At 41.9% G+C, this 26,032-nt stretch carries 29 protein-coding genes; 3 read left to right on the forward strand and 26 right to left on the reverse strand.

What is annotated here, in order from left to right; translation table 11 throughout:
- Positions 1 to 7: 7 nt before the first annotated feature.
- The 26 genes from FHW89_RS14410 to FHW89_RS14535 all read right to left on the reverse strand — a co-directional run bounded on the left by FHW89_RS14410 (position 8) and on the right by FHW89_RS14535 (position 23,003).
- Positions 8 to 553, reverse strand: coding sequence for an inorganic diphosphatase (locus FHW89_RS14410; protein ID WP_172335741.1), 546 nt, complete (start codon positions 551 to 553; stop codon positions 8 to 10).
- A gap of 19 nt (positions 554 to 572) precedes the next feature.
- The gene (locus FHW89_RS14415; protein ID WP_172335742.1) at positions 573 to 1,214 is read right to left on the reverse strand and encodes a DedA family protein; all 642 of its coding nucleotides are present in this window, start codon (positions 1,212 to 1,214) and stop codon (positions 573 to 575) included.
- Between the two features lie 57 nt (positions 1,215 to 1,271).
- A complete protein-coding gene (locus tag FHW89_RS14420; protein WP_172335743.1) occupies positions 1,272 to 2,648 on the reverse strand; it encodes an NADH-quinone oxidoreductase subunit N in 1,377 nt (458 codons plus the stop codon).
- Positions 2,649 to 2,700: 52 nt separating this feature from the next.
- On the reverse strand, positions 2,701 to 4,167 hold the full coding sequence (locus FHW89_RS14425; protein WP_172335744.1) for a NuoM family protein: 1,467 nt from the start codon (positions 4,165 to 4,167) through the stop codon (positions 2,701 to 2,703).
- A 23-nt stretch (positions 4,168 to 4,190) separates the two neighbouring features.
- On the reverse strand, positions 4,191 to 6,107 hold the full coding sequence (nuoL, locus tag FHW89_RS14430) for an NADH-quinone oxidoreductase subunit L (RefSeq protein WP_172335745.1): 1,917 nt from the start codon (positions 6,105 to 6,107) through the stop codon (positions 4,191 to 4,193).
- 133 nt (positions 6,108 to 6,240) lie between these two features.
- On the reverse strand, positions 6,241 to 6,570 hold the full coding sequence (gene nuoK, locus FHW89_RS14435) for an NADH-quinone oxidoreductase subunit NuoK (RefSeq protein WP_172335746.1): 330 nt from the start codon (positions 6,568 to 6,570) through the stop codon (positions 6,241 to 6,243).
- On the reverse strand, positions 6,570 to 7,067 hold the full coding sequence (locus tag FHW89_RS14440; RefSeq protein WP_172335747.1) for an NADH-quinone oxidoreductase subunit J: 498 nt from the start codon (positions 7,065 to 7,067) through the stop codon (positions 6,570 to 6,572). The genes nuoK and FHW89_RS14440 overlap by 1 nt, the downstream gene beginning before the upstream one ends.
- A gap of 58 nt (positions 7,068 to 7,125) precedes the next feature.
- The gene (locus FHW89_RS14445; protein ID WP_172335748.1) at positions 7,126 to 7,623 is read right to left on the reverse strand and encodes an NADH-quinone oxidoreductase subunit I; all 498 of its coding nucleotides are present in this window, start codon (positions 7,621 to 7,623) and stop codon (positions 7,126 to 7,128) included.
- A 5-nt stretch (positions 7,624 to 7,628) separates the two neighbouring features.
- Positions 7,629 to 8,672, reverse strand: coding sequence for an NADH-quinone oxidoreductase subunit NuoH (nuoH, locus tag FHW89_RS14450; protein ID WP_172335749.1), 1,044 nt, complete (start codon positions 8,670 to 8,672; stop codon positions 7,629 to 7,631).
- Complete coding sequence (locus FHW89_RS14455) at positions 8,672 to 9,661, reverse strand: 2Fe-2S iron-sulfur cluster-binding protein (protein ID WP_172335750.1); 990 nt, start codon at positions 9,659 to 9,661, stop codon at positions 8,672 to 8,674. The genes nuoH and FHW89_RS14455 overlap by 1 nt, the downstream gene beginning before the upstream one ends.
- Positions 9,662 to 9,695: 34 nt before the next feature.
- Positions 9,696 to 10,049 carry a four helix bundle protein gene (locus FHW89_RS14460; protein ID WP_172335751.1) on the reverse strand — a complete coding sequence of 118 codons (354 nt, stop codon included), beginning with the start codon at positions 10,047 to 10,049 and terminating at the stop codon, positions 9,696 to 9,698.
- A 38-nt stretch (positions 10,050 to 10,087) separates the two neighbouring features.
- Positions 10,088 to 11,452 (reverse strand): NADH-quinone oxidoreductase subunit NuoF, encoded by a 1,365-nt coding sequence (gene nuoF, locus FHW89_RS14465; protein WP_172335752.1) that lies wholly within the window; start codon positions 11,450 to 11,452, stop codon positions 10,088 to 10,090.
- A 2-nt stretch (positions 11,453 to 11,454) separates the two neighbouring features.
- A complete protein-coding gene (locus FHW89_RS14470) occupies positions 11,455 to 11,790 on the reverse strand; it encodes a hypothetical protein (protein WP_172335753.1) in 336 nt (111 codons plus the stop codon).
- 5 nt (positions 11,791 to 11,795) lie between these two features.
- Entirely contained in the window at positions 11,796 to 12,320 is a 525-nt protein-coding gene (nuoE, locus tag FHW89_RS14475; RefSeq protein ID WP_172335754.1) for an NAD(P)H-dependent oxidoreductase subunit E, read from the reverse strand.
- The gene (locus FHW89_RS14480) at positions 12,313 to 13,524 is read right to left on the reverse strand and encodes an NADH-quinone oxidoreductase subunit D (protein ID WP_172335755.1); all 1,212 of its coding nucleotides are present in this window, start codon (positions 13,522 to 13,524) and stop codon (positions 12,313 to 12,315) included. Before FHW89_RS14480 ends, nuoE begins: the two co-directional genes overlap by 8 nt.
- A gap of 127 nt (positions 13,525 to 13,651) precedes the next feature.
- Positions 13,652 to 14,155, reverse strand: coding sequence for an NADH-quinone oxidoreductase subunit C (locus FHW89_RS14485; RefSeq protein ID WP_172335756.1), 504 nt, complete (start codon positions 14,153 to 14,155; stop codon positions 13,652 to 13,654).
- Positions 14,155 to 14,697, reverse strand: a complete 543-nt coding sequence (locus FHW89_RS14490) for an NADH-quinone oxidoreductase subunit B (RefSeq protein ID WP_172335757.1) — start codon at positions 14,695 to 14,697, stop codon at positions 14,155 to 14,157. The genes FHW89_RS14485 and FHW89_RS14490 overlap by 1 nt, the downstream gene beginning before the upstream one ends.
- 258 nt (positions 14,698 to 14,955) lie before the next feature.
- Positions 14,956 to 15,327 carry an NADH-quinone oxidoreductase subunit A gene (locus tag FHW89_RS14495; RefSeq protein WP_172335758.1) on the reverse strand — a complete coding sequence of 124 codons (372 nt, stop codon included), beginning with the start codon at positions 15,325 to 15,327 and terminating at the stop codon, positions 14,956 to 14,958.
- 114 nt (positions 15,328 to 15,441) lie between these two features.
- Positions 15,442 to 17,154 (reverse strand): hypothetical protein, encoded by a 1,713-nt coding sequence (locus FHW89_RS14500; RefSeq protein ID WP_172335759.1) that lies wholly within the window; start codon positions 17,152 to 17,154, stop codon positions 15,442 to 15,444.
- 6 nt (positions 17,155 to 17,160) lie between these two features.
- Positions 17,161 to 18,087 carry a PstS family phosphate ABC transporter substrate-binding protein gene (locus FHW89_RS14505; RefSeq protein WP_172335760.1) on the reverse strand — a complete coding sequence of 309 codons (927 nt, stop codon included), beginning with the start codon at positions 18,085 to 18,087 and terminating at the stop codon, positions 17,161 to 17,163.
- A 219-nt stretch (positions 18,088 to 18,306) separates the two neighbouring features.
- A complete protein-coding gene (locus FHW89_RS14510) occupies positions 18,307 to 19,134 on the reverse strand; it encodes an energy transducer TonB (protein ID WP_172335761.1) in 828 nt (275 codons plus the stop codon).
- A 50-nt stretch (positions 19,135 to 19,184) separates the two neighbouring features.
- Entirely contained in the window at positions 19,185 to 19,718 is a 534-nt protein-coding gene (locus FHW89_RS14515) for a biopolymer transporter ExbD (protein ID WP_172335762.1), read from the reverse strand.
- A gap of 6 nt (positions 19,719 to 19,724) precedes the next feature.
- Positions 19,725 to 20,348, reverse strand: coding sequence for a biopolymer transporter ExbD (locus FHW89_RS14520; RefSeq protein WP_172335763.1), 624 nt, complete (start codon positions 20,346 to 20,348; stop codon positions 19,725 to 19,727).
- Positions 20,349 to 20,462: 114 nt separating this feature from the next.
- Positions 20,463 to 21,302: a MotA/TolQ/ExbB proton channel family protein gene (locus FHW89_RS14525; protein WP_172335764.1), complete on the reverse strand. Its 840-nt coding sequence runs from the start codon at positions 21,300 to 21,302 to the stop codon at positions 20,463 to 20,465.
- Between the two features lie 379 nt (positions 21,303 to 21,681).
- The gene (locus FHW89_RS14530) at positions 21,682 to 22,017 is read right to left on the reverse strand and encodes a translation initiation factor (protein WP_172335765.1); all 336 of its coding nucleotides are present in this window, start codon (positions 22,015 to 22,017) and stop codon (positions 21,682 to 21,684) included.
- A 95-nt stretch (positions 22,018 to 22,112) separates the two neighbouring features.
- Positions 22,113 to 23,003, reverse strand: a complete 891-nt coding sequence (locus FHW89_RS14535; RefSeq protein ID WP_172335766.1) for a diacylglycerol kinase family protein — start codon at positions 23,001 to 23,003, stop codon at positions 22,113 to 22,115.
- 219 nt (positions 23,004 to 23,222) lie between these two features.
- Here FHW89_RS14535 and metK point away from each other — a divergent pair, with 219 nt between their 5' ends.
- From metK to FHW89_RS14550, 3 genes are all read left to right on the forward strand, one after another.
- The gene (gene metK / locus FHW89_RS14540; RefSeq protein ID WP_172335767.1) at positions 23,223 to 24,473 is read left to right on the forward strand and encodes a methionine adenosyltransferase; all 1,251 of its coding nucleotides are present in this window, start codon (positions 23,223 to 23,225) and stop codon (positions 24,471 to 24,473) included.
- Positions 24,474 to 24,552: 79 nt separating this feature from the next.
- The gene (locus tag FHW89_RS14545; protein ID WP_172335768.1) at positions 24,553 to 24,891 is read left to right on the forward strand and encodes a hypothetical protein; all 339 of its coding nucleotides are present in this window, start codon (positions 24,553 to 24,555) and stop codon (positions 24,889 to 24,891) included.
- A gap of 161 nt (positions 24,892 to 25,052) precedes the next feature.
- Complete coding sequence (locus FHW89_RS14550; protein WP_172335769.1) at positions 25,053 to 25,907, forward strand: NAD(P)-dependent oxidoreductase; 855 nt, start codon at positions 25,053 to 25,055, stop codon at positions 25,905 to 25,907.
- The last annotated feature ends 125 nt before the right edge of the window (positions 25,908 to 26,032 follow it).

The following is a 26,032-nucleotide window of genomic DNA, read 5'->3' on the forward strand; positions in this document are numbered from 1 at the left end:
CTATTAATTATTGCGTGACAGGAAAAGTAGTCTTATACAATTCCAAACTTTCTTGTATTACCTTATGGGCATAACGTACACCCAGCAAATGCTCAATGGTTACGTTTTTGCCTTCCAGTTTCTTGTAATCTTTAAAGAAACGTACAATCTCGGTCATGGCATGCGGGGGCAGCTCATTCAAGTCGTTAATATAATTTACCGACATATCATTTTTGGCTACCGCGATAATCTTATCGTCCTGCTCGCCATTATCAACCATGTGCATTACACCTACTACTTTGGCCTCGATGATCGACATCGGGAATACGTCAATAGAGCATAACACCAGGATATCAAGCGGATCTTTATCGTCACAATAAGTTTGCGGGATAAAGCCATAATTGGCCGGATACATTACCGACGAAAATAAAACACGGTCGAGTTTTAATAACCCTGAATCTTTATCAATTTCGTATTTAGCTTTTGAACCTTTGGGGATCTCGATGATCGCATTAACAACTTCAGGAATATTATCACCAGGAGAAACCTGGTGCCAGGGGTGTTGTGTACTCATTTAGTATATTCTGTTTATATTATTTATTTTCTTTTGCTTCTATTATTTTCTTTCTGATATACGCTACAATCAACGGAATAGAAGTAGCTATGATCAACCCTAAAACAATGTATTGCAGATAATCTTTTAACTGAGGGAAACGTTTTCCCAGAAAAAAACCGCTCAGGGTAAACGCGCATACCCAGGTTATACTGCCTATAAAGTTAAATAAAGTAAACCTCTTTATATCAACCTTTACCACACCTGCAAATATAGGGGCAAATGTTCTAACTATAGGGAAAAATCTACCTAAAATCAATGCCATGCCGCCATACTTGTTATAAAAATCGCTGGCCAGCGTCACGTATCGTTTTTTAAAGAACAGGGAATCATTCTTGTTGAACAATACCGGCCCCGTTCGATAGCCGAACCAATAACCGGCAAAATTGCCTAATACACCGGCACCTATAAGCGATAAAACTAATGTGGATATAGATACGTCGACTTTCCCTGCCGCGCACAGCAGGCCTGCCATGAACAGCAGATAATCTCCCGGTAAAAAAAAACCAAAAAACAGGCCGGTTTCAGCAAACACAACAACAAGCAGGAGATAAAACCCTCCCCTGCTTATAATGGATTGAGCGTCCGTTAAATTTTGAAGGTATTCCCAAAAACTTTCCATTCACTATATCTGTAAAACTACAAATATTAAATCAATTTGCAGTTATCCAGTAACCGATTAAATAAACCGGGTAATGAAATCTGGGTAAACACCGATAAGAATAGTTACCAGCGCCGAAATGATAAATACTATTTTATAATAAGCAGGTACTACCAGCTCTGTACGGTCGGCCGAGCGGAAGTACATAGCAATAATAACCCGGAAATAGTAAAAAATGCTGATGATGGCATTTATCACCGCTATAATAACCAGCCAAACATGGTACTTGGCAAGAGCTCCCGAGAACATGAAGAATTTACCCATAAAGCCGGCCGTAAGCGGTATACCAGCCAATGAAAGCATAGCTATGGTTAATACAAATGCCAGGAAAGGATTACTCTTACCCAAACCATTAAAGCTTTCAAAATTGTCGCTGCCGCTTTGTTGCTGAACCAGGATCAAACTACCAAAAGCGATGATCGAAGCGATAGAGTATGCTGTTGCATAAATAAATACCGAATTAGCCGAGCCAGAACCTAATGCCACAATAGCAAATAACAGGTAACCCGCATGTGATATGCTCGAAAAAGCCAGCATGCGTTTAAAGCTTTGCTGATACAATGCGGTAATGTTCCCTATAAATAAAGTGATAACGGTGATAACCAATATGATCGGCACCCAGAAATCTGACAGTGGCGCGAAACAAGCCGAGAACAGACGCAGGAAAGCGGCAAAGCCAGCGGTTTTTACCACAGTCGACATGAACGCGGTGATGAGCGTTGGCGCACCTTCGTACACATCCGGCGTCCAGAAATGGAATGGTGCCGCGCCTACTTTAAAGCAAAGCCCTACAATGATCAGTCCTACACCTGTGTAAAACATAGGATCGGTGTGCGGATGTGCTACAACCCAATCGCGGATCGCTTCCAGGCTAAATGAGCCTGTTGTGCCATATAATAACGTGATACCAAACAACAGAAAACCTGTTGAAAAAGCCCCCATTAAAAAGTATTTTAAAGCAGCTTCGTTTGATGCGAAATCACTTTTCTTGATCCCAGCCAGGATGTACAAGCTTACCGACATAATCTCGATACCGATAAACAACATCACCAGGTTGTAGAACGATACCATCACAATGATACCCGCCAATGAGAACAGGATAATAGCATAGTACTCCGCCACGTGTTTACTGATCTTATCAAAATATCCTTTTGACAACATCAGGATAAGCACAGTAGCTATAATAGTAATGCCGGAAAACGCGATAGAGAAATTATCAAACATCATCATACCGTTGTATATAGGCAGGGCAACATTATTCCATTGGGCAATAGCTAAGCCTAAGGCCGCCAGCAAACCAATAATAGTAACCGGTAATAACGCTTTTGTGGCTTTATATAAGCCCAGGTACAAAAGCACTATTGGTAAAACAGATATGATGATTAAAGTATTCATTTTATATTTTAAAAGCTCTGTAAGGTTATCTTCTCTTATACAGGGTTTATTATTATTTAATGTTTATTGATCGTATTAAATTATTAACAGCCGCTTCTGATATATGCAGAATAGGATGCGGATAAACACCTATTACGATGATCAGCACGCAAATAATACATAAGGTTAGTTTTTCAGATCCGCTAACATCGGTAAAAGTAGCGGTTAACTCATTGGTTTCGCCCTGCATTACATTTTTGTACATCCGCAGCATGTATACCGCACCAAAAATAATGGTTAAACCGGCAACGGTAGCCAGTGCAATATTGAAATAATGATATGCACTATATTCAAATACACCGTTAAGCAGTAAAAATTCACCCACAAAACCGTTGGTTAAAGGCAAGCCTACCGTACCTAATACTATAATTAAAAAAGCTATTGAAAATTTTGGCGCAACCTTGGCTATACCGCCAAGCTGGCTGATATCGCGGGTATTTAACCTGCGGCTGATGATATCCCAGATCAGGAACATACCTACCACATTGATACCATGGCTAAGCATTTGTATCATGGCTCCCTGTACGCCTATACTTGTCCACGCAAATATCCCCGCGGCTATTAGGCCAACGTGTGCTATAGACGAATAAGCCACCAGTCGTTTACCATCCTTTTGGTTAAAGGCGATCAGTGAAGCATATATGATACCGATCACCGCTAATATCATCACCAGGCTTTGCCATTGTAAAAAACCAAGCGGCGCATTGGGTATTAACCAGCGGATAACACCATAGATACCCATTTTAAGCATAATACCTGATAACATCATGGTACCGGCAGTTGGTGCTTCGGTATAGGTATCGGGTTGCCAGGTATGGAACGGAAACAATGGCATCTTGATGGCAAAGGCCAGGAAAAATGCCCAGAATACCAGCGACTGATGTTTTGCATCCAACCCAAGGCGGTAAAACTCATGAATATCATATGTTTTGCCCGGCGACTGCAGGTACAGGTAAATGATACCTATCAGCATAAATAACGAACCGGCAAACGTGTATATAAAAAACTTAATGGTAATGCGGATACGATTTTCGCCACCCCATAAGGCACATATAAAATAGATAGGGATAAGCGCTGCTTCCCAGCCTACGTAGAACAAAAATCCGTCTAAAGCTGTAAATACAACTAACATACCGGCCTGCATAAACAATATCAAACCGTAAAAAGCACCTTCGTTATTGTGTTTGTGCTGATAGGTTGATAAAATAACAAGTGGTACCAGCAAGGTGGTCAACAGTATCATGATCATACTGATACCATCGATACCGGCGCTAAAGTAAATGCCAAATTTAGGTATCCATGGTACGTCTATAGCAAACTGGGTACTTGCATCGGGTATAAATTTGCTTAAAAATAAACCGGCAATTACCAGTTCGGCAACTGAAAGAAATAATGCTGCATGTTTGGCAACCCCATTTTTTAATAAGGCTACTATAACTGCGGCTACTACTGGTAAAAATATTAATATACTAACGGTCATGTTATATGGTAAACGCTTATCGTTTATATTTTAGTTAATCCAAATATGCTATACGCCAATACAGCAATAATTCCAAGTACCATGATAAATATGTAGAAACCTACATTACCGGTTTGCAATAAACGCAAGCCTTTACTGGTTTCCATAGTACCCTTACCCAATCCGTTCACCAAACCATCAATACCCAGGCGCTCCACCACATTATAAAAGAAGGTGGACAGAAAATCCAAAGGTTTACGGATGATCATATCATAAAGCTCATCGATATAAAATTTATTGTAGGACAAACTGGTTAATGCCGGGCGCTCTTCTGTATCTGCAACCGGTATGCTGCCTCCTTTTGCATACTTAACATATGCATAAATTAAGGCTACGAGAGCCACTGCTACCGAAATACCCATCAGCAGAAACTCTGTAGGAGCAGACATTTCATGTTCGCCCAATATTGCGTTTGATTTTTCAAACACAGGGGTCAAAAACTGCTCCAATAGGTGATGACCACCTAAGACTTTAGGCCTTCCGATAAAACCAGCTGTAGCGGACAGCACTGCAAGCACAATCAATGGGATAGTGATAGTTGCCGGCGACTCATGTAAATGATGTTCCTGCTCATGCGTACCACGGAACTTTCCGTAAAAAGTAAGGTAAAGCATCCGGAACATATAGAATGAGGTGAGCATGGCAGTAAATACACCGATGGCATAAAAGGTGGTGCTATGCGCGTAGGCATGGGCCAAAATTTCATCTTTTGAAAAGAAGCCAGAGAAAGGCGGGATACCAGCTATGGCGATAGTACCTACCAGCATAGTAACAAAGGTTATTTTGATCTTCCCTTTTAAGCCACCCATTTTGCGCATGTCCTGCTCGCCGCTCATGGCATGGATCACCGAACCAGCACCCAGGAACAATAAAGCTTTGAAGAAGGCATGTGTTAACACGTGGAAGAAAGCACCGGTGTAAGCACCAACGCCCAAACCTAAAAACATGTAACCCAATTGTGATACAGTTGAATAAGCCAGTACCTTTTTAATATCGGTTTGTGTTAAAGCAATCAGCGCCGCAAACAAGGCCGTTGCCAAACCAATGATGGCTACCAGCTCCATCGTAAATGGAGACAGAGTATAGAAAATATTGGAACGCGCTATCATGTAAATACCGGCGGTAACCATGGTAGCCGCATGTATCAATGCCGATACCGGTGTTGGGCCGGCCATCGCATCGGGCAACCACGTAAATAATGGTAATTGAGCCGATTTACCAACAGCCCCCACAAAAAGCAATAAAGTTATAGCAGTTAAAGGCACCGCTTCTTTCGCGGTTAAAGCTGCTGCTTTAGGAAATATGGTAGCAAAGTCAATGCTGCCAAAAAAATGTATGATCAAAAATATGCCTAATAAAAAGCCAAGGTCACCAATACGGTTCATGACAAAGGCTTTCTTGGCGGCATCGGCATAACTAGGATTGGTATACCAGAAACCGATAAGCAGGTACGAACATAAACCTACGCCTTCCCAGCCAATAAACATGATGAGATAGTTTGAACCCATCACCAGTAAAAGCATAAAGAACACGAACAGGTTGAGGTAGGCAAAGAATTTACCAAAGCCATTATCATCATGCATATAGCCTATTGAATACAGGTGGATGAGGAAACCAACACCCGTAATGATCAACAGCATGATAGCACTTAACTGGTCGACCAAAAACGCAAAATGAATTTTAAGTTCGCCAACAGAGATCCAATCGAAATAAGTAATATTAATAGGATGGTCCGATGATTTGATCTGGAAGAAAACCGCCAGACTTAAACCAAAAGACACCAGTACCAGCAGGCTGCCAATAAAGCCGATTACGTTTTTTGATAATGAATTGCGGCCAAGTCCGTTAATAATAAAACCGGCTAACGGTAATATAGGAATAAGCCAGATGTATTGATTCATAAGCCCCCTCTAAATCTCCCCCTTAAGGGTGAGACTTTTAGTTTTTTATTGTTTTATTTATATGCCTTCCTCGCAGAAGGTGTTAATTAGTTATTCATTTTCTAACCCTCCCCCTTCAGGGGGCCGGGGGGCTCTACCATTTCAGCCTGTTCAGCACGTTGATGTCGATCGAATTGGTATTACGATATATCATCACGATGATGGCTAAGCCAACCGCTACTTCTGCAGCAGCCAATGCCATAATAAAGAACACGAAAACCTGTCCGCTGGCATCACCACGGTAAACCGAGAAAGCAGTAAGCAGCAAATTTACAGCGTTAAGCATCAGCTCGACAGACATAAAGATCACGATAGCGTTACGGCGTATCAATACACCCACTACACCTATCGAAAAAATGATGGCACTTAATAATATGTAGTGATTAAGCGGTACCGCGTGTATGGTATTTGTTAAACTTTCCATTATGCAGTTTTAGGGTCTTTAGTAGCCAGCAAAACAGCGCCTACCATTGCCGATAACAGCAATACCGACGATACTTCAAACGGCAGTAAAAATTCATTGAACAATACTTTACCCAGGTTTTTCACCAGGCCCAGATCGGGATTTTTTAATATCACCGGGTTTGATGCGGCTACCAGTTTTAAGGATGATGCCAAAGCAACCGCCAATATACCGCCGCCAAATACACCCGCTATTTTTACCATAAACGGCTTAACAGGTTCGCTCTCTTTATTGAGGTTGATCAGCATCAGCGTGTACAGGAACAATACCAGGATAGCCCCCATGTACACAATAAAATTAACGATGGCCAAAAACTGGGCATTCAGTAAAATATAGTGAATGGTGAACGTAAAAAAGGTAAGTATCAGGTAAAGGATACTATGTACCGGGTTTTTGGCCGAGATAACCAATATCGAAAAGAATATGGACAAAAACGCGATGAAGTAAAATGTACTCATGTTTATATTTACAAAATACCCTTTCCCATTAAAGTTTGGGCAAAGGTATAAAACTTCTTTATTGATTTAAGGGCGCCTCTACTAATTTGTCTTTACCGTAAATAAAATCCTTGCGCAAATAATCGGCAGGAACGTGATCACCGTCAAGATAAATAGCTTCTTTAGGGCAGGCCTCTTCGCACAGTCCGCAGAAAATGCAGCGCAGCATATTTATTTCATAAACAGCAGCATACTTTTCCTCGCGGTATAAATGCTCCTCTCCTGGCTGACGTTCAGCGGCAGTCATCGTAATGGCTTCGGCCGGGCATGAAAGGGCGCATAGTCCGCAGGCGGTACAGCGTTCCTTACCATTCTCATCGCGTTTTAGCGAGTGCATCCCTCTGAAGTTTTCTGAATATTCACGCTTTTCTTCAGGATAACTGATGGTAACCGGTTTCTTGAAAAAGTGTTTCATGGTAGTGGCAAGACCACCAGCAATAGCCGGCAGGTAAGCACGCTCTAAAAAATTGAGTGGCTTTACTTCCAGTACTTTTTTCTTATTACTTAATGATTCCATTTTAATTAATATCCTAAGTGTGTAAGCAATGTACTACCTATACCGGTAAGCACAATGTTGGCAATAGCCAGTGGTATTAATATTTTCCAGCCCAGGTCCATCAATTGGTCATAACGGAAACGTGGTATTGTCCAGCGTACCCACATGAAAAAGAAAATGAACAGGAATATTTTAGCAAATAATACAACCACCCCTATAATTGCTGCCGGATTTGCGCCAAGGCTCGCAGCAACATCGTCCATAAACGGATAGTTATACCCCCCCCAATATAAGGTAGCCATTACCGCCGATGATATAAACATGTTGATATACTCCGCAAACAGGTAAAAACCCAGTTTCATGGATGAGTACTCGGTATGATAACCACCTACCAGCTCGGTTTCGCACTCAGGCAAATCAAACGGGGTACGGTTGGTTTCGGCAAACGCGCATACAATAAACAGGATAAAACCAAGCGGCTGACGTATTATATTCCAGTGCCAGCTATGTTGTTGTTCGGCGATCTCTTTTAAACTCAGGGTACCGGTCAACATCAAAAGGGCAATGATGGATAAACCCATCGAAATTTCGTAACTGATATTTTGCGATGCCGCGCGGATAGCGCCAAGCAGCGAATATTTATTGTTTGATGCCCAGCCGCCTATCATCACACCATAAACGCCTAATGATACCACGCCAAATATGTAAAGCACACCTACATTGATATCAGTAACCTGTAAATCAAAAGTATGGCTGCCTATAGAGATAGCCTTCCCCCATGGAATAACCGCCGAACCTATACACGCTGTTAATATAGCCAATGACGGTCCCACGATAAACAGGAAACCTGTAGCGTTGGTCGGGATGATCTCTTCCTTTAAAAACATTTTGCCACCATCGGCCAGAGGCTGTAAAATACCCCACGGTCCGGCACGGTTAGGGCCAATCCTGTCCTGGAAAAATGCTGCTACCTTACGCTCTGCGTAAGTAGAGTACATGGCTACAACCAGGCTGATAGCGAATACGATCACTATCAATACAATCCTAAATATTAAGTCGGCAGTTTCCATTATAAACGGGTATCCCTTTCAAATTGTTCTTTATTCGCTTCCATCAACACCGGGTTGGTTTTAACCACTGGCAGCGGTGTAAATTCGTAATGATTGGAGCTGATCACCGATTTGTGCGATATCTTGCGCGGACCTTCGATAACCCAATCAGCTGTTTTCTTTTTATCAAAACGGCAGGTATTGCAGATAAACTCCTCTACCTCGCCATAAACATCTTTACGACCGGTTACCCTGATCACATCCTCGCCTTTATACCACAAAGTTGTTTTTCCACAGCATTTATCACAATCGCGATGCGCGTCGACCGGTTTGGTGAACCAAACCCTGTTTTTAAAGCGGAAAGTTTTATCGGTTAACGCACCTACCGGACAAACGTCGATCACGTTGCCCGAGAAATCGTTGTCAATTGCTTTTGATATATAGGTTGAGATCTCAGAGTGATCACCCCTGTTCAGGATACCATGTAAACGGGTATTGGTGATCTGATCGGCAGTGAACACACAACGGTAGCAAAGGATGCAACGAGTCATGTGCAACTGGATCTTATCGCCGATATCAATTTTTTCAAATGTACGGCGGTCAAACTCATAACGGGTTTTAGCCGCGCCGTGTTCAAAACCTAAGTCTTGCAGGTGACATTCGCCAGCCTGATCGCACACCGGGCAATCCAACGGGTGATTGATCAATAACATCTCCACCACACCTTTACGGGCCTCAATTACTTCGGGCGAGGTAATATTCTGCACTTCCATGCCATCCATTACCGTAGTACGGCAAGAGGCTACCAGTTTGGGCATAGGGCGCGGATCTTTCTCAGAGCCTTTGCTTACCTTAACCAAACAGGTGCGGCATTTACCGCCACTGCCTTCCAGCTTGGAGTAATAGCACATAGCAGGCGGAACAATATCGCCCCCTATCTGCCTCGCGGCATTTAGTATGCTTGTTCCTGGTTCTACTTCAACGGGTATTCCGTCTATGGTTACTTTCATTTTTAAGTCAAAATTAAAAATTCAAAAGTCAAAACTACTTTTGAAGATTAATAATTATTGAGGCAATGATCTTTGAAAGCTCATCAGCTTCGTTAATCAAATCTTTTATTTTATCCTTCTCCACATTTATAGTGTCCCTGATCAAACAGAGCCAATATTTTGTTTCGTTTGAAGATTTTAAGGCTATCGTGTAGAAGTTCTTAAAATCTTTTACTGAGCTTCCGGACTTGCCTTCCACTACATTTGCTCCTATTGAAGTTGCACTTCTAAGCAACTGGTCAAAAATCGAAAAGTAAATTCTATCGTAGTTTGCTGTTGATATAAATTGAATCACCTCTTTTGAAAATTGATAACATCTATGTTTGATGTCAAAAGGCTTTTCACTCAATGCTTTCTATTTTTGAATTTTGACTTTTTAATTTTGACTTATCCGGCCACCGGCTCGGGCGTAGGCAACGGATCAGCATAATGTGCTAAACCATAATTCCTTGTTGTTGCTTCGCTTGCATTAGTAACGTGCCATTCAAACTCATCTCTGAAGTGGCGGATAGCGCTGGCCACCGGCCATGCTGCCGCGTCGCCAAGCGGACAAATCGTGTTGCCTTCAATTTTTTTAGAGATATCAACCAACAGGTCCATATCACTTTGTTTACCATGACCGTACTCTAAACGGTGCAATACTTTCTCCATCCATCCGGTACCCTCACGGCATGGCGAACATTGTCCGCAGCTTTCATGATGGTAAAAACGGGCAAAGTTCCAGGTATTCCTAACAATGCAGGCATCCTCGTCATAAGCAATAAAGCCACCGGAACCTAACATGGTGCCGCTCACAAAACCACCATCGCTCAATGATTCATAACTCATCAGGCGAGGCTCGTTATTCACTGTTTTCAGGATCAGGTTAGCCGGCAAAATAGGTACTGATGAACCACCAGCCACAACCGCTTTTAAACGTTTGCCATTGGCAATACCACCGCAATATTCGTCGGAGTATATAAACTCTTCAACCGGTAAGCCCAGGTCAATTTCATAAACACCAGGTTTTTTCAGGTTACCACCGGCCGAGATCAGCTTGGTTCCTGTGCTTCTGCCGATACCCAGTTTAGCGTATTCGTCGCCACCTTCGTTAATGATAGGCACAACTGCTGCAATAGACTCTACGTTGTTCACCACGGTTGGGCAACCATACAAACCAGCAATAGCCGGGAATGGTGGTTTAATACGCGGGTTACCACGTTTGCCTTCCAGTGATTCTAACAGGGCGGTTTCTTCACCGCAGATATATGCACCGCCACCGGGTTGTACATAAAGCTCCAGATCATAACCCGAGCCTAAAATATTTTTACCCAGAAAACCTTTGGCCTTGGCTTCGGCAATAGCTTTTTCCAGGATCCTGATCTGTGGCATCATTTCGCCACGAACGTAGATGAATGATGTATTGGCGCCCAGCGCAAAGCTCGATACGATCATTCCCTCAATTAATAAGTGAGGGATATAGGTCATCAGGTAACGGTCTTTAAAAGTACCGGGTTCCGATTCGTCGGCATTACAAACCAGGTAACGTGCTACACCTTCGGGCTTGGCCAGAAAGCTCCACTTCATACCGGTTGGGAAACCCGCACCGCCACGCCCGCGTAATCCGGATTTCTTTACTTCCTCCACAATCGCATCGGGCGACATGGTTTTAATAGCTTTTTCAACAGAAGCGTAACCACCCTTGGAGCGGTAAACATCAAAAGTATTGATGCCGGGTACGTTTATATGTTCTAATAATAATTTGCGTCCCATGTCTAATTTACAAATACATAACCTTTTCCGGTTACTGTCTTAGTTCCTATTGAATTATCTTGATCTATCAAATGAACTCTTAAACTATTTCTATTTTGAGATCTTTCTATTTGATGCAATATCTGTTTATTCTTTTGATTGCTCTTTCGAGTTGAATTTCGTCTACGTTTGTCACTTACCATAGATTTAAACCCATATTTGTTCCAAATAGCTTTATATCTCGCATGGGCTTCAGCACCTTCTTTGGTACGATAACCATAAGTATCATTTGTACTTAACTCTGAATATTGTTCTGGGTTACGTAGTTTATGATAATCTTTATCCTTTTGCGAGGCCATTGCATTTAATTTTTTGCCTTTGCTGTTAAATCGCCTATCAGTTTATCAACCGACTCGTTGGTCAGGTTTTCATAAAAAGTATATTCAGGGCCAATTTGTAAAACCGGACCGAAGCCGCAGGCTGCCAAACACTCTACACCGCGCCAGCTAAACAGGCCATCGGCAGTAACTTCACCCTCTTTTACACCCAGCTTTTGCTCAATATGATCCATGATCTTTTCGGCGCCTACCAGGCAGCAACCGCTGGTACGGCAAACCTCCAGTACATATTTACCCTGCGGGCGTAAAAAGTACATGGTATAAAACGAGGCAACTTCGTATACCTCGATAGGTAATATATTTAAGTAAGCGGCTACTTTATCCATGGCAGGTACACTCACCCAGCCAAACTCGGCTTGTACCAGGTGCAAAATGGGCAGCAAGCCCGATTTTTGTTTTCCCTGTGGATAACGGCTTACAACATCATCAAATTTACTGATCAGTTCCGGCGAAAAGTCAACCGGTACCTGAGTATCTTCCACTTTAAGCATCTAACTCTCCGGCTATAACGTTTAAACTACTCATGTTAATAATAGCGTCTGATAACAACATACCACGGCTCATTGGCGCGTACATCTGGTAATTGATAAAGCTTGGTCTGCGGAAATGCAAACGGTATGGGCTGCGCCCGCCATCATTCACCAGGTAAAAGCCCAGCTCGCCATTGGCACCTTCTACCGAATGATATACTTCGGTATTTGGGGTAGGTATCTCGCCCATCACAATTTTAAAGTGATATATGAGGGCTTCCATGTTATTATAAACTTCTTCTTTGGGAGGCAGGTAAAACTCGGGCACATCAGCGTGGAAAACATCTGTTGGCTCTTTTTCCAGTTTTGCCAGTGCCTGTTCAATCAGGCGCAGACTTTGCCACATCTCTTCGTTACGTACCAAAAAGCGGCTGTAAACATCACCATTATCGCCCACAGGAACATCAAAATCAAAGTCCTCATAGCTCGAGTAGGGGTTCATCGCCCTTACATCATAATCCACACCGGTTGCGCGTAATATCGGGCCTGTCCAGCTAAAGTTTAATGCTTCTTCGGGTGTAACGGCTGCTACTCCCCTGGTACGGTCAACAAAAATACGGTTACGGTTAAACAGCGATTCAAATTCCTTTAATACCTTAGGGTATCCGGCTATGAATTTACGCAGCTTGGCAAATGCTATAGTATTAAAATTACGTTCAAAACCACCTATGCGACCTATATTGGTAGTTAACCGCGAGCCGCAAACCTCTTCATAAATTTCATAAATATGCTCGCGCCATTGCATCATGTAGGTAAAGCCGGTTAGGGCGCCTGTATCTACACCCAAAATAGCGTTACAAACAATATGGTCTGATATGCGGGCCAGTTCCATGATAATGATGCGCAGGTAATCAACCCTTTTTGGCGTGGTGATTCCCAGCAGTTTTTCAACCGTCATATGCCAGCCCATGTTGTTGATAGGCGATGAGCAATAGTTTAAACGGTCGGTAAGCGGGGTTATCTGGTAAAAAGGCCTGTGTTCGGCAATTTTCTCAAACGCGCGGTGTATATAACCAATGGTTGATACGCCGCTCACAATTCTTTCACCGTCAATCTGCAGCACGTTTTGAAATACACCGTGGGTTGCAGGGTGAGTTGGCCCCAGGTTCAGGGTTGAAAGCTCGCTTTGCGGATCGTTGTCTGTATATACAGGATGATTTTGCATCAGTATAGTTTTTTAATCAGTATCGAGTAATTAGTATCAGGTATCAAGACTGTTGTCATGTGCCGTTTAAGCGCTTAAAAAATCTTGATACCTGATACTAATTACTTGATACTAAATTTTATATGTGTTATCTTCCGAAGAAGTAATCCTTTTTATCAACACGGTTAGGGTCTTCCAATGGAAACTCTTTTCGCATCGGGAAAGCCGTCATGTCATCAACATTCAATATGCGGCGCAGATCGGGGTGGCCGTCAAATATAACCCCAAAAAAGTCATACGTTTCACGCTCCATCCAGTTGGCGCCTTCCCATAAAACAGTAGCTGTTGGGATATGCACATCGCCATCAGCTAAAAAAACTTTTATACGGATGCGCGTATTTGTTGTAAGGCTATGCAAATGGTAAATAATACCAGTTTGCTTTTCCTGCTCAGGGTAATGTATGGCGGTAATATCTGTTAAAAATATAAACCGAAGCGCATCATCAGTTTTTAAAAAGGTTAACAGATCAATGATCTGTTCGCGACCGGTTTCTACGGTAAGCAAACCATACGGCTCGCCCACAAGGCTTACCTGCTGATCAAATTTCTCAGCAATTCTTTTTAAAAGCTCTTCGTTAGGGATCTGGGCCATTATTGAATTCCGTATTTAGCTAACAACTCCTGGTACTTAGGCTCGTTTCTTCTGCGAAGCGATTCTGTTTGTACCAGCTGTTGAATATTAATAAAACCATCGATAATAGCTTCGGGACGGGGCGGGCAACCTGGCACGTAAACATCAACCGGTATTACTTCATCGATACCCTGTAAAACAGAATACGTATCAAATATGCCACCACTTGATGCACAGGCGCCTACAGCCATTACCCAGCGGGGTTCGGCCATTTGCAGGTATACCTGTCTTAATACAGGAGCCATTTTTTTGGCGATAGTGCCCATAACCATTAACAGATCGGCTTGGCGGGGCGAAAAGCTGATACGCTCGGCGCCAAATCTGGCCAGGTCATAATGAGAAGCCATAGTAGCCATGAATTCAATACCACAGCATGAAGTGGCAAATGGCAGGGGCCATAATGAATTTGAGCGTGCTATACCTATTACTTTATCAAGCGAGGTAGCAAAAAATCCGGCGCCTTCTACTCCAGCAGGAGCGTCAACTAATTGAATATCACTCATTGAACTATTTTAATAGAAATCCACTATCCGGAAAAGACGGATAACGAGCGCAAATTTACAATAATAACCATGTAAAAAGTACACGATGACCATCCGGAAGCCATATTTAGAATCAATCTAAAGAGGGATTTTAATGTACAGATAGGAGAATTTTATATGTGCAGATGATTTTGTCTGAACCTGAATCTGCAGAATTTAAGAATTAACTGAATCCTATCATCTGCCTATCCGCACATCTACATATTTGCCCATCTAAACTTAATCCCAGTCCAAAGCTTTCTTTTTTATTACGTATATAAAACCTAATAAAAGTGTAGCCATGAAAATGAACATTTCGATCATGCCCTTGGTGCCCATCGCTTTAAAATTTACAGCCCAGGGGTACATAAATATTACCTCCACATCAAACAGCACAAACAATATGGCTACCAGGAAATATTTGATGGATATAGGGGTACGGGCGTTACCCACTACCTCGATGCCCGACTCAAAGGGGGTCAGTTTATCCTTAGTTTTACGTTTAGGACCAATTTTATGTGTTACAAACATGGTTGTTACCACAAAGCCTATAGCCACCAACATCTGAAATATGATGGGTAAATAATTAACTGGTGTACTGTGTAATTCCATGCTGCAAATATACTAATGCAACCATAATAAAAAAGGCCTCTTTTTGAAGAGGCCTTTTTTATTTTTAGGCAATAGGTATAAAGGATAAGCCTTTATACCTGCCGTTATAAAACCTTATTTGCTTTTACCAGCACCGCCTTTGCGGGCAAAGAAAGCAGCAGCTTGTTTATTAGTTGGATCTGCCTCCCGGGCTTTAGTGTAATTCTCGGTTGCTTTGGCGTCATCCTTTGCTTTAAACTCATAATAAGCACCTAAGTAAGAGTAAGCTTCTGCCAGATATGGTTTATCCGTATCAGCAACAGGTTGTTTAGCTGTTAATAAAGCTATGTATTGCTCGTAATACGGTTTAGCATATCCATTAGTTGTATTTCTGCTTGGCTCTCTTAAATCATTAGCCCTGGCCTGGTAAAGTGCTACCGCTGCAAGTGGAGCCGCTGCTTTATGTTGTATATAACTAAACGCAGTGTCGGCTTTTATAAGCAACATAGTATCAGCTACCGGCTTTGGAGTAGCAGTACTATAATACTGCAATTTAAATGCATTGTAATAACTTACACCTTCTTTTAAATAATCATTCAACGTAGCTGTACGCGATTTAGAAATAAATGCCTTGTAAGCATCACCAGCTTCGGCATATTTCTTTTGATTATAAAGGCTTTTAGCAATCTCACCATAAACATCAGCCTGAGTTGTATCTAATGTTAATGCTTTCCTTAAGGTATTGATACCTAAAGAATCCTGATTCGATGCTATTTGTATACGGCCAAGGTATAAATAATCACGTGGCAGGATACGTTTTGGCTCAGCCTTCTGGAACCAGGTGTTCATAGCGCTTAAAGCAGCTGGATAATCTTTGTTCTCATAAGCTGCATAAGCCTGGTAACGGTATGCCCTTGCATTGCTGTTTGCTGATTTGGAAAGATCTGTAGATACTTGTTGCAAGTCTTTGTAATTACCAGACATCAATAAGAAGTCGGCATAGTGCATTTGTGATTCTACAGACTGATCGGTCAGGCTGATATATTTTTTGTAATGATCGGCAGCCTCTTTGATTTTGGCAGATGCCATTTTCGGGTCTGTATTGGCCCAACGCAGGTCTGTTTCGGCCCATTCGCGGTAAGCCGGCCCGTAGTTAGGGTCGATAGTTAAGGCATCCTGAAATTGTTTTTCAGAATCTTCAAAGTTATTGGCAAACTGCCATAAAACACCGGTAGCTACTTTTGCAGCCGGGTTTTTAGGATCGATGGTTGCTGCATCAGAATAAGCCTGATAAGCTTCGTTGCTCTTTAACTGTGAGCGGTAGGCATTACCCAAAGTGATCAACAAGTCGGCATCTTTAGGGTTTACTACCTTACCTTTTTGTAAAACCGCAATAGCAGCATTAGCATCGGCAGCCGCCACTTTACCGCCGGCCGGAACCAATAAATAAGCCTCGCCTACGTATTGATATGGTTTTGAGCTTTTACCCGCCAATGTGATAGCCTGGTTAAAGTTGTTGGTTGCTCCGGCGTTATCTTTATCTAAACGGGCAACAGCGCCTAAACCGGCATAGTTTAAAGCCGATTTAGAATTTACGGCAATACCTTTGTTAAAAACCGTTTTTGCCGAGTCAGCATAATCTTGTTTAATATATACCCAACCCAGGTAAAAAAAGTTCTCATCCTTATCGGCTTGTGTTACCGTAAGGTTTTTAAGCATCGATTTAGCTTTCTGATACTGTTCGGCGTCAATAGCTTTTTTGGCGTCGGCTAGACTTTGCGCAAAAACTGATGAACCCCCTAATAACAGTCCTAATGATGCCGTAGCTATTTTACTGATCATTTTCATCTTTAATTAAAATTTATTTTTTATACTAATCTCTCTCGTTGGTATAGAATCGGGCAACAGGCCCGATTTTAGTATGATACGCTGGCCTACCTGGCTGCCTAAAAAGTTGGCAAACCCCATGGCCAAGCCTACCTTGCTGGTACAATTGATTATATAAAGCCCTCTGCTTAAAGGGTACTGTTTTAAGACAAGCGACTCCTGCGAGGGTTTAAAATAAGTGTCCGGGTATTGTTTATTTGACTCATCCCTGACACCTACTATTTTAACGTTATCTACGTATCCCGCATAATCTTTATCCGGATCATTCAACCAGCTAAAACCGGTTATACCTAATGCATCGGGATGCTCGCTTACATATTTTAAAACCTCTTTATTTGATTTAAGGGCGTAAATATTTTTTTGTGTAAATCCTTTGCTTCCGCTAAAGTCCTTCAAATATCTTACCAAACTCGAATTTGGGTTATCAAAAACAATAGTTCTGTTTAAATCGGCCTGTCCGGTGAGCATTTTTTTTAATTGCCCTACAGTAATGGTCGTATCATTAGAAGCCTTGTTTACAATAAGCGCAACGGCGTCAATGGCAAAACGTAATGTTTCAATAGCCAGTGTTCTTTTCGTGAGCACAGCACGCTCATCGGCGGTAAGCTCACGCGACAGGATGGCTACACGAACACTATCGTTGAGCAGGTTATTTACGGCCTCATTCTCTGTTTTATACAAAACATTGATTTTGGCATTGGGATTTGCATTTAAAAAAATATACAGCTCCTGGTCTAAAATAGGCGAAAAAGAAGCATCGGCTACAAATGTTGCTGTACCTGCTTTAACATTATTATCACCAGCAAATTTTGAGGTTTTTTGTTTACAAGCCTGTAAGCCTGCTATCAAAAACAATGCGAAAAATAAAAGCTTACCGTTAATATTAATTTTCATACTGATCCTTCTTAAACAACCTCGAAAACCGCAGAATGGAATAGGCAATAACAAAGGCTCCAAAGAGCATGCGCTGGTATCGCGGTAACTGTAAAGGCAGCTGATCCCAAAACATGATCATCAAGCCCAAAACAATAAAACAGACAAAGGTGACTGCGCCTAAAATAAACAAAAACCGCCTTTTGGGCGATTTTTGTTCTTTATTAATATTAAATGGCATTATTCGCTGGCTAACGTAAAGCTGATAGGCACACTATATTGTACACGTACCGGACGACCATTCTGGATACCAGGTTTCCAGTGTGGAGAGTTTTTCAATACACGAACGGCTTCTTCGTCGCAACCGCTACCAATACCTCTGGTAACTTTAATGTCTGTTAACGAACCGTCTTTTTCCACAACGAAGGTACAAATTACCCTACCTTGAGTTCCGTTTTCACGGGCAACTGCAGGGTAGCGGATACTTTTACCCAAATAGCTACCAAATTTTTCCAAACCTCCCGGGAATTCAGGAACCTGCTCTACCGAGGTAAAGATCTGGTTAGGATCGGCTTCTACCACTTGCTTAACATCCGAGTTACCCACCGGCTCATCAATTCTAATGTCGGCATTTGGGTCACCTTTCTGATCTTTCTGACCCGGGTCAGCAACCGCCAATTCTTTTACAGTTGGTGGATCTTTCTCCTTAACCTCGTTATCTGGTTTTACAACCGGAGGAGGGAAACGTACCTGGTCAACCTTTGGTTTTGGTGGTTCAGGTGGCGGCGGAGGTGGTTTTTTGGTTTGATCCACAGGTGGTGGAGGTAACAGCACAACGTCTGTTATCTTCACTTTTTGATCAGCTTTAGGGATAAGTCCCTGAATCCTGTTGATAATAGTAGGCAAAGCAACAACAAATACAAACACAATAATGGCTATAATAAGCGATTTGCTTGTATTTTTGGAGTTATCTCTTCTCAGCTCGTAAGCCCCGTAGGCCTTATTTCTGCTACTAAAAACAACGTCGATCCATTTCTGATCCAATATATCTAATTTCGATCCAAACATCTTTTAAGATTTAATGGGTTAATGTAACGTTATTTTAAATTAATTTATTATTAGTATAAACCATCTTTCTTGAGTAACTCGATCTCAACTGGTGAAATATCAACTATACCATAACTGGATATATTGGTAATATTCATCTCATCAAGAGCGGCAACTACGTTTTTGTAAGTTGATTTATCACTTGGTTTAATTACAACAAACATGGTTTTACCTGTTTTTTCTAAAACCTCTTTACTTTTTTCAATAAGGGTTTTACGCAAACCGTCTTTGCTGTAATTATCAATGGTTGGTGCCGATTTTCCGGGCTCACCCAAGTACCATTCCAGCTTATCATTGCTGCCCAATAACAAGGTTAATGAGCGTGAAGCAGCAATAGCTAATTGATCCTTGGTTTTTTCGTCCTTATCAGGCATTGCAAGGTCCATAGCTTTTGGCTTGGCCAATGTTGTGGTCATGATAAAGAAAGTGATCAACAAGAAGGCCAAGTCAACCATCGCTGTCAAATCTACACGGGTGGATTGCTTCTTACTGCGAACCTTCCCGTCTTTGTGTTTGCCTCCCCCGGAGGTGTCTAATTCTGCCATGATCTTTTATTTTTTAGGAGCAGCGCCGCCGCCACCTAAGCTTGTTATTAAACTAAACTTGTTCACTTTTTGCTTTTGCAAAATGCCTATAACATCTTTAATAACCGGGTACTCTTCCTTGCTGTCGCCTTTAATAGCTATACGCAGTTGCACGTTATGCAATGCCACGGTAGCTTTACGGGCCTCACGTATCCAGTTAAACAATTCGTTACTTACCGAATCACGTGGGATACCTGGTTTGTTAAGTTTTTTCTGGTCATCAGCTGATAAAGCAATAAACTGATGCAGCTGAGCAAATGGAACACCTACTGATGTAAGTGTAGAAAACCTGTTCAACTCATCTGGCGTAAATGTTGTTTTATAAATTTCGCCCATTTGAATTAAGGTTTGCTTGCGCAGATCTACACCCTCCATTCCAAAAAATGCTTTCTGTGAACCTACAGAAATAGTAGCGAAGTCTGATTCCGGGATCGGCTGCTGTATCGATGATTTTGGAATATCGATAGGAACCGGGTCCTCGGTACGGACCTTCGCGGTCATGATAAAGAAAGTTAGCAGCAGGAACGCCACGTCGCACATAGCGGTCATGTCAATCGCTGTACTCTTTCTTGGAACTTTTATCCTTGCCATATTTGATTTTTTTTAAAATATATAGTTTACAATAATTATTAATACATCCACGCATTATTCCTGATTACATATAGGACAAACGGGGGGACGAAAGCTAATTAACCTATATATTTATTATCTGTTGGCATTTTTGTGTGAAGCAGCAAATGTTTGTACTATGCTGAAACCTGCTTCGTCAATGGCGTAAGTTAATTTATCAATTTTTGATGTAAATACGTTGTACATTACGATAGATACAGCAGAAGTACTGATACCGAATGCAGTGTTGATCAACGCTTCAGAAATGTGAGCAGATAGTTCGATCTGGTTTGGTACACCTGATACCGCTAATGAACCGAAGGCCTTGATCATACCCACAACCGTACCTAACAGACCGGTTAATGTACCGATAGATACCAAAGTAGCGATGATAGTTAAGTTTTGCTCTAACATTGGCATTTCCAACGCAGTTGCTTCTTCAATATCTTTCTGAATAGCTAATACTTTTTGGTCAACGTCAAGATTTGGTTCAGCTTCCATTTCAGCATATTTTTTCAGTGCCGATTTGATAACGTTTGCTACAGAACCTTTTTGTTTGTCGCACTCTGCTGATGCGCCAGAAATGTTACCAGCATTCAGTTGTGACTGGATCTTTCTAACAAAAGCATCTACACTGCCAGTACCTGAAGCTTTGCCGATAACTACGAAACGCTCAATTGAGAAAACGATAACCATTAACAAAAATGCCATGATCACCGGTACGATTACACCACCACTGTGAACCTGTCCAAATGGGTCTGTTGGGTAACCATTAACATCACCACCTTTGAAGTGGCTTGGATCGCCCAGAACGAATATGAAAATAAGAGTAGTAACAATCAGACAGATTGGAATAGTTAAGGATGCAAACAAGCCAGATGCACTTGAGCTTTCTTTGTTAACAGGAGTAGTTGGTTTTGTTGGTGCGTTTGCCATTACTTTTAAATTTTAGTTTTAGTTTTTGTTTATATTATAAGTTTGTTAAATGTGCTTTTGAATTAGCGAATAACAAAAATAGAATTTTAATGAAATAAAAAAATCTTTTATGTTATTCTTTACAATTTTTTAATACCGAATTACATTTTGTCCCTAATTGGTCATTATTAACGTAACAATGCTTAAATATTGTGTGTTGCCACGACAATTATTTGCAATGAAAACCATTTTTTTTTAGATTATCAAGCATTAACTGATAAAAATTGTGTTACTAATATGTTACAATATTAGTTTTAAAGCCGTTTTATAGCGGGCCGGGAGTAGTATAACGCTAAATATTTTTTTTTATTTTAGTGTACATTGTACGTTTTGTTATTTATTACCCGCCCGCCTTTTTAGCCTTATATCCATCGGTTTGCAGCAAAGTCAGGATCTTATCCCTGAAATCGCCCTGTATAAGTATTTCGGCATCCTTTACCGAACCACCAACACCGCATTTAGTTTTCAATTTTTTGCCGATCAGTTCCAGATCAGCATCGGTGCCGATAAAGCCCGAAAGCCGGGTAACCAGCTTGCTGCCCCCCTTACGGTCGAGATAAATTTTAAGGTTTTGCTGCTGCGGTGGTAGTGTTTGCGCAGATTGCCCACCATTTTCCTGGTACTCAAAATCAGGATCGGTTGAATATACTACCCCGGTGAAATTTTTCTTAGCCATAACATTAGTTTTGAAGCGGGAGCGAGAAGCGTGTTGCCAAAACAGAATTCCCTAAATCAGACACCCGCACCACACACTCGCTCTCGCTCTTTTACTTAATTCTTTTTATACGTTGGGCCCACAATAACTTTTAACGAATTGGGCACTATATTAATATGTATAGCGGTACCCATTACTTGCGGCTCACCGTCAAGATGTATAGGTCCTTCGGTTTGGCGGGTTACATTAATTTGTTTACCGCGTATAATTTCAACATAACTGGTACTCTCTGATGTTTTGGTGAGCATCCGGATACCCATTTCCGGAAAGCGCCACAACGGGAACTTGCGTATGAGGCAAACATCAAGCAAACCATCCTGCACGGATGCCTTGGGAGAGATGTGCGCGTTGTTACCATATTGCGATGAATTGGCAATGCTTAGCATAAACGCGTTACGCTCATAAACCTTACCATCAATCTCAATATGATATTGCTGTTCGCCATAGCGGGATATTTCTTCTATGGATGATTTGATATAGGATATAAAACCCCGCTTTTTGCCGTGCGAAAACACTTCGCTGATGTGGGCGTCGAAACCCATACCTGCCATATTAAAAAACGGCTGCCCGTTCACCGTTCCAGAATCAATGGTTTCCGCATTGCCTTTTACCAATGCCTGTATGGCCTGGTTGGGGCTCATGGGCACGCCTAAAAAGCGGGCCAGCCCGTTACCCGATCCGTAAGGCACAATACCCAGGGCTGTATCACTCCCTACTATGGCCGATGCTATTTCATTTACCGTACCATCGCCGCCAACAGCCACAATAATATCATATTTGCCTACGGCCTCCAGCGCGATGATCCGCGCGTGCGATACGCCATCGCTAAAAACAATGGTCGCGTCAAACACCGCCTTATCAATATTCTGATCAATAAGATCGGGCACCCCGTCCTTCTTCTTCCCTCCCGATATGGGGTTTATTATAAATAACGCTTTACGTTTCAATTATCTGTATTATTTCAGCCCCCAAAAGTAAATGTATTTTCGGCTTTGTGAAATTTGTTTTATTTTTGCCACCCGAAAGTGGACTGATTTAATTGCCTTTATAACACAAGGCTGGATTGCAACCACGTAAAAAAGTGCTAAAACCAACGCTTCTTTTTACCTCGATCCGTTAAAACTTACTCCTTTCGGTTTTTTTAATTAATTTTTTATCAAACTTATATGCCATACTTATTTACCTCTGAATCCGTATCAGAAGGACATCCGGATAAAGTTGCAGACCAAATATCAGACGCCCTCATCGATCATTTTTTGGCGTTCGACGAAAATTCAAAAGTTGCCTGTGAAACACTGGTAACCACCGGACAGGTAATTTTAGCCGGCGAGGTAAAATCAAAAGCTTATTTAGACGTACAAAAAATTGCCCGCGAGGTGATCAATAAAATTGGTTACACCAAAGGCGAATATATGTTTGATGGCAGCTCTTGCGGTGTACTATCGGCCATTCATGAGCAATCGCCGGATATTAACCAGGGTGTCGACCGTCAGGCTAAAGAAGAACAAGGCGCCGGCGACCAGGGTATGATGTTTGGTTATGCCACTGTTGAAACTGATAACTACATGCCCCTGGCACTGGATATTGCCCACGCCCTTTTAATTGAGCTGGCAGCCATCCGCCGCGAAAACAACGAGATCAAATATCTGCGCCCAGACGCAAAATCGCAGGTTACCTTGGAGTACAGCGACGACAATAAGCCACAACGCATCGATGCCATTGTGATATCAACACAACATGACGATTTTGATGAGGAAAAAGCCATGCTGGCCAAAATTAAACAGGATATCATCAGCATCCTGATCCCTCGGGTTAAAGCCAAATATCCAAAATACGCTCACTTCTTTAACGATCAGATCAAATATCACATCAACCCAACCGGTAAATTCGTTATCGGAGGGCCACATGGCGATACCGGCTTAACCGGTCGTAAGATCATTGTAGATACCTACGGCGGTAAAGGAGCACACGGCGGTGGTGCTTTCTCTGGCAAAGATCCGTCGAAAGTAGATCGTTCCGCGGCTTATGCAACCCGTCACATCGCCAAAAACCTGGTAGCTGCCGGTGTTTGCGACGAAGTACTGGTGCAGGTATCATACGCTATTGGTGTGGCCCAACCGATGGGTATTTATGTAAACACCTACGGCACAGCCAAAGTAAACCTGCACGATGGTGAAATAGCAAAAAAAGTAGAGGAAGTATTTAACATGACCCCGTACGCTATTGAAACCCGCTTTAAACTCCGCAACCCTATATACAGCGAAACCGCGGCTTACGGTCATTTCGGTAAACCAAGCGAAGTGGTAACCAAATCATTCATTGCTCATGACGGCAGCGAACTGAAACGCGAAGTAGAACTGTTTACCTGGGAAAAACTGGATTACGTTGACAAAGTAAAACAGGCTTTCGGTTTGTAAAACCAAGCAGCGTCGATTTAAGATAACTTTTATACATTTAAGCCACCTTAACAGGTGGCTTTTTTTATTTTAACCAACAATGACATTTAGCAAAGCTAAAGCTATATTGACATCTATTGAATCCAATTTAGATGGACGAATGAAATATACGTATGACTTAATCAAGCCTGATAGCTATAGTTTGAAAATGCAGGATAGCATAAGTGGCGTTATACGTTATTTAGATTTCAAATTAAAAAAGACTAAAGATATTGAGGTAGAATTTACCTGTCACGGGTTTAGTTTTAATTTTCCGCTGATAAAAAACGTGAGCTCTTTCACTTTTAATGTCAATGACTTCAGCCTGTTATTAACATATGGAATAAAGGTTGACGAAAATTCCTCAAACCCCGAATTAGATTTAGATGTGGAGTTTTAAGTTTTTCCTATTTACGCGCGTTTATCAGGCATTCAATTCCCGGCATAATGATTGCCTGTTAAAAAAATGACGTTACGTAAAGAAGATTTTACCAATTTGGTGAACATTCTATCCGTTTTGTTTACGAAACTTTGCACCATATTTTTAAATCAACATATACCATGAGTAAAACAAAAATAGGATGGATCGGTCTGGGCAATATGGGTATCCCCATGTCGCTGCAACTGATCAAAGCCGGCTACCCGGTAACCGTTTATAACCGCAGTAAAGAAAAAGAATCGCCGCTAAAAGCCATGGATGCGGCCGTTACCTCATCACCAGGAGAGCTGATACAACAAACCGATGTGATCTTTATTATGGTGTCCAATGATGAAGCCATTGGCGATATATTTAATGGAAAAGAGGGTTTGCTGAGCGCTAAGGCCAAAGGTAAGATCATCATTAATATGAGCACCGTATCGCCGGCTATCAGTAAAGAAATGGCCGCTTTATGCCATGAACAGGGCAACGACTATCTTGACGCGCCTGTATCTGGCAGTGTAAAACAAGCCGAAGATGCCGCCCTGGTGATCATGGTAGGTGGTAAAGAAGCAACATTTAAAAAAGCGCAGCCCTTATTGGAAAAACTGGGTAAACTCGCCCTGCTGGTTGGTGAAACCGGCGCGGGTAATAGCGCTAAACTGGCCATCAATACCTTATTGAGCTTCCACGCGCAGGGATTGGCCGAAACCGTTCTTTTCGCACAGGAAAAAGGCATTAAAACCGGGGATATGCTGTCCATTATCAATAACAGCGCGCTGGGAAATATTTTTACCAAAATCAAGGGCGATGCCATTTTAAATGATAATTACAAAGCCGCCTTCGCGCTAAAGCATATCGCTAAAGATCTGCGCCTGGCCAAAGCGGAAGGCCTGAACTCTCCCCTGTCTAAAATAGCATACCAAACTTTCCAGGAAGCCGAAGCCAAGCACGGCGAAGAGGATATCATCGCGGTAATTAAGCAGATAGGAAAATAATTGAGAGGGCGCTGGCCCTTTCTTTCCATGCGTCATTGCGATTTCTATGATAAAAGCAAATGATTTTGATAAGGTATTTGGTTTTTAATGACAGCAAAGATTCGGTGTATGATTTTGTTTCTTAC

This window comes from Mucilaginibacter sp. SG564 (assembly GCF_013149275.1).
In the GTDB taxonomy this organism is placed as follows: Bacteria; Bacteroidota; Bacteroidia; order Sphingobacteriales; family Sphingobacteriaceae; genus Mucilaginibacter.

What these genes read in the sequence shown, in the direction of transcription:
- FHW89_RS14550 (WP_172335769.1), top strand. Translation starts at nt 25,053, where the DNA reads ATGAGTAAAACAAAAATAGGATGGATCGGTCTGGGCAATATGGGTATC.
- FHW89_RS14510 (WP_172335761.1), bottom strand. Translation starts at nt 19,134, where the DNA reads ATGTTTGGATCGAAATTAGATATATTGGATCAGAAATGGATCGACGTT.
- nuoF (WP_172335752.1), bottom strand. Translation starts at nt 11,452, where the DNA reads ATGGGACGCAAATTATTATTAGAACATATAAACGTACCCGGCATCAAT.
- FHW89_RS14530 (WP_172335765.1), bottom strand. Translation starts at nt 22,017, where the DNA reads ATGGCTAAGAAAAATTTCACCGGGGTAGTATATTCAACCGATCCTGAT.
- FHW89_RS14520 (WP_172335763.1), bottom strand. Translation starts at nt 20,348, where the DNA reads ATGGCAAGGATAAAAGTTCCAAGAAAGAGTACAGCGATTGACATGACC.
- FHW89_RS14485 (WP_172335756.1), bottom strand. Translation starts at nt 14,155, where the DNA reads ATGGCCCAGATCCCTAACGAAGAGCTTTTAAAAAGAATTGCTGAGAAA.
- FHW89_RS14495 (WP_172335758.1), bottom strand. Translation starts at nt 15,327, where the DNA reads ATGGAATTACACAGTACACCAGTTAATTATTTACCCATCATATTTCAG.
- metK (WP_172335767.1), top strand. Translation starts at nt 23,223, where the DNA reads ATGCCATACTTATTTACCTCTGAATCCGTATCAGAAGGACATCCGGAT.
- FHW89_RS14410 (WP_172335741.1), bottom strand. Translation starts at nt 553, where the DNA reads ATGAGTACACAACACCCCTGGCACCAGGTTTCTCCTGGTGATAATATT.
- nuoE (WP_172335754.1), bottom strand. Translation starts at nt 12,320, where the DNA reads ATGCTTAAAGTGGAAGATACTCAGGTACCGGTTGACTTTTCGCCGGAA.
- FHW89_RS14440 (WP_172335747.1), bottom strand. Translation starts at nt 7,067, where the DNA reads ATGAGTACATTTTACTTCATCGCGTTTTTGTCCATATTCTTTTCGATA.
- FHW89_RS14490 (WP_172335757.1), bottom strand. Translation starts at nt 14,697, where the DNA reads ATGAGTGATATTCAATTAGTTGACGCTCCTGCTGGAGTAGAAGGCGCC.
- nuoH (WP_172335749.1), bottom strand. Translation starts at nt 8,672, where the DNA reads ATGGAAACTGCCGACTTAATATTTAGGATTGTATTGATAGTGATCGTA.
- FHW89_RS14420 (WP_172335743.1), bottom strand. Translation starts at nt 2,648, where the DNA reads ATGAATACTTTAATCATCATATCTGTTTTACCAATAGTGCTTTTGTAC.
- FHW89_RS14500 (WP_172335759.1), bottom strand. Translation starts at nt 17,154, where the DNA reads ATGAAAATGATCAGTAAAATAGCTACGGCATCATTAGGACTGTTATTA.
- FHW89_RS14455 (WP_172335750.1), bottom strand. Translation starts at nt 9,661, where the DNA reads ATGAAAGTAACCATAGACGGAATACCCGTTGAAGTAGAACCAGGAACA.
- FHW89_RS14505 (WP_172335760.1), bottom strand. Translation starts at nt 18,087, where the DNA reads ATGAAAATTAATATTAACGGTAAGCTTTTATTTTTCGCATTGTTTTTG.
- FHW89_RS14515 (WP_172335762.1), bottom strand. Translation starts at nt 19,718, where the DNA reads ATGGCAGAATTAGACACCTCCGGGGGAGGCAAACACAAAGACGGGAAG.
- FHW89_RS14545 (WP_172335768.1), top strand. Translation starts at nt 24,553, where the DNA reads ATGACATTTAGCAAAGCTAAAGCTATATTGACATCTATTGAATCCAAT.
- FHW89_RS14415 (WP_172335742.1), bottom strand. Translation starts at nt 1,214, where the DNA reads ATGGAAAGTTTTTGGGAATACCTTCAAAATTTAACGGACGCTCAATCC.
- FHW89_RS14525 (WP_172335764.1), bottom strand. Translation starts at nt 21,302, where the DNA reads ATGGCAAACGCACCAACAAAACCAACTACTCCTGTTAACAAAGAAAGC.
- nuoL (WP_172335745.1), bottom strand. Translation starts at nt 6,107, where the DNA reads ATGAATCAATACATCTGGCTTATTCCTATATTACCGTTAGCCGGTTTT.
- nuoK (WP_172335746.1), bottom strand. Translation starts at nt 6,570, where the DNA reads ATGGAAAGTTTAACAAATACCATACACGCGGTACCGCTTAATCACTAC.
- FHW89_RS14470 (WP_172335753.1), bottom strand. Translation starts at nt 11,790, where the DNA reads ATGGCCTCGCAAAAGGATAAAGATTATCATAAACTACGTAACCCAGAA.
- FHW89_RS14425 (WP_172335744.1), bottom strand. Translation starts at nt 4,167, where the DNA reads ATGACCGTTAGTATATTAATATTTTTACCAGTAGTAGCCGCAGTTATA.
- FHW89_RS14480 (WP_172335755.1), bottom strand. Translation starts at nt 13,524, where the DNA reads ATGCAAAATCATCCTGTATATACAGACAACGATCCGCAAAGCGAGCTT.
- FHW89_RS14445 (WP_172335748.1), bottom strand. Translation starts at nt 7,623, where the DNA reads ATGGAATCATTAAGTAATAAGAAAAAAGTACTGGAAGTAAAGCCACTC.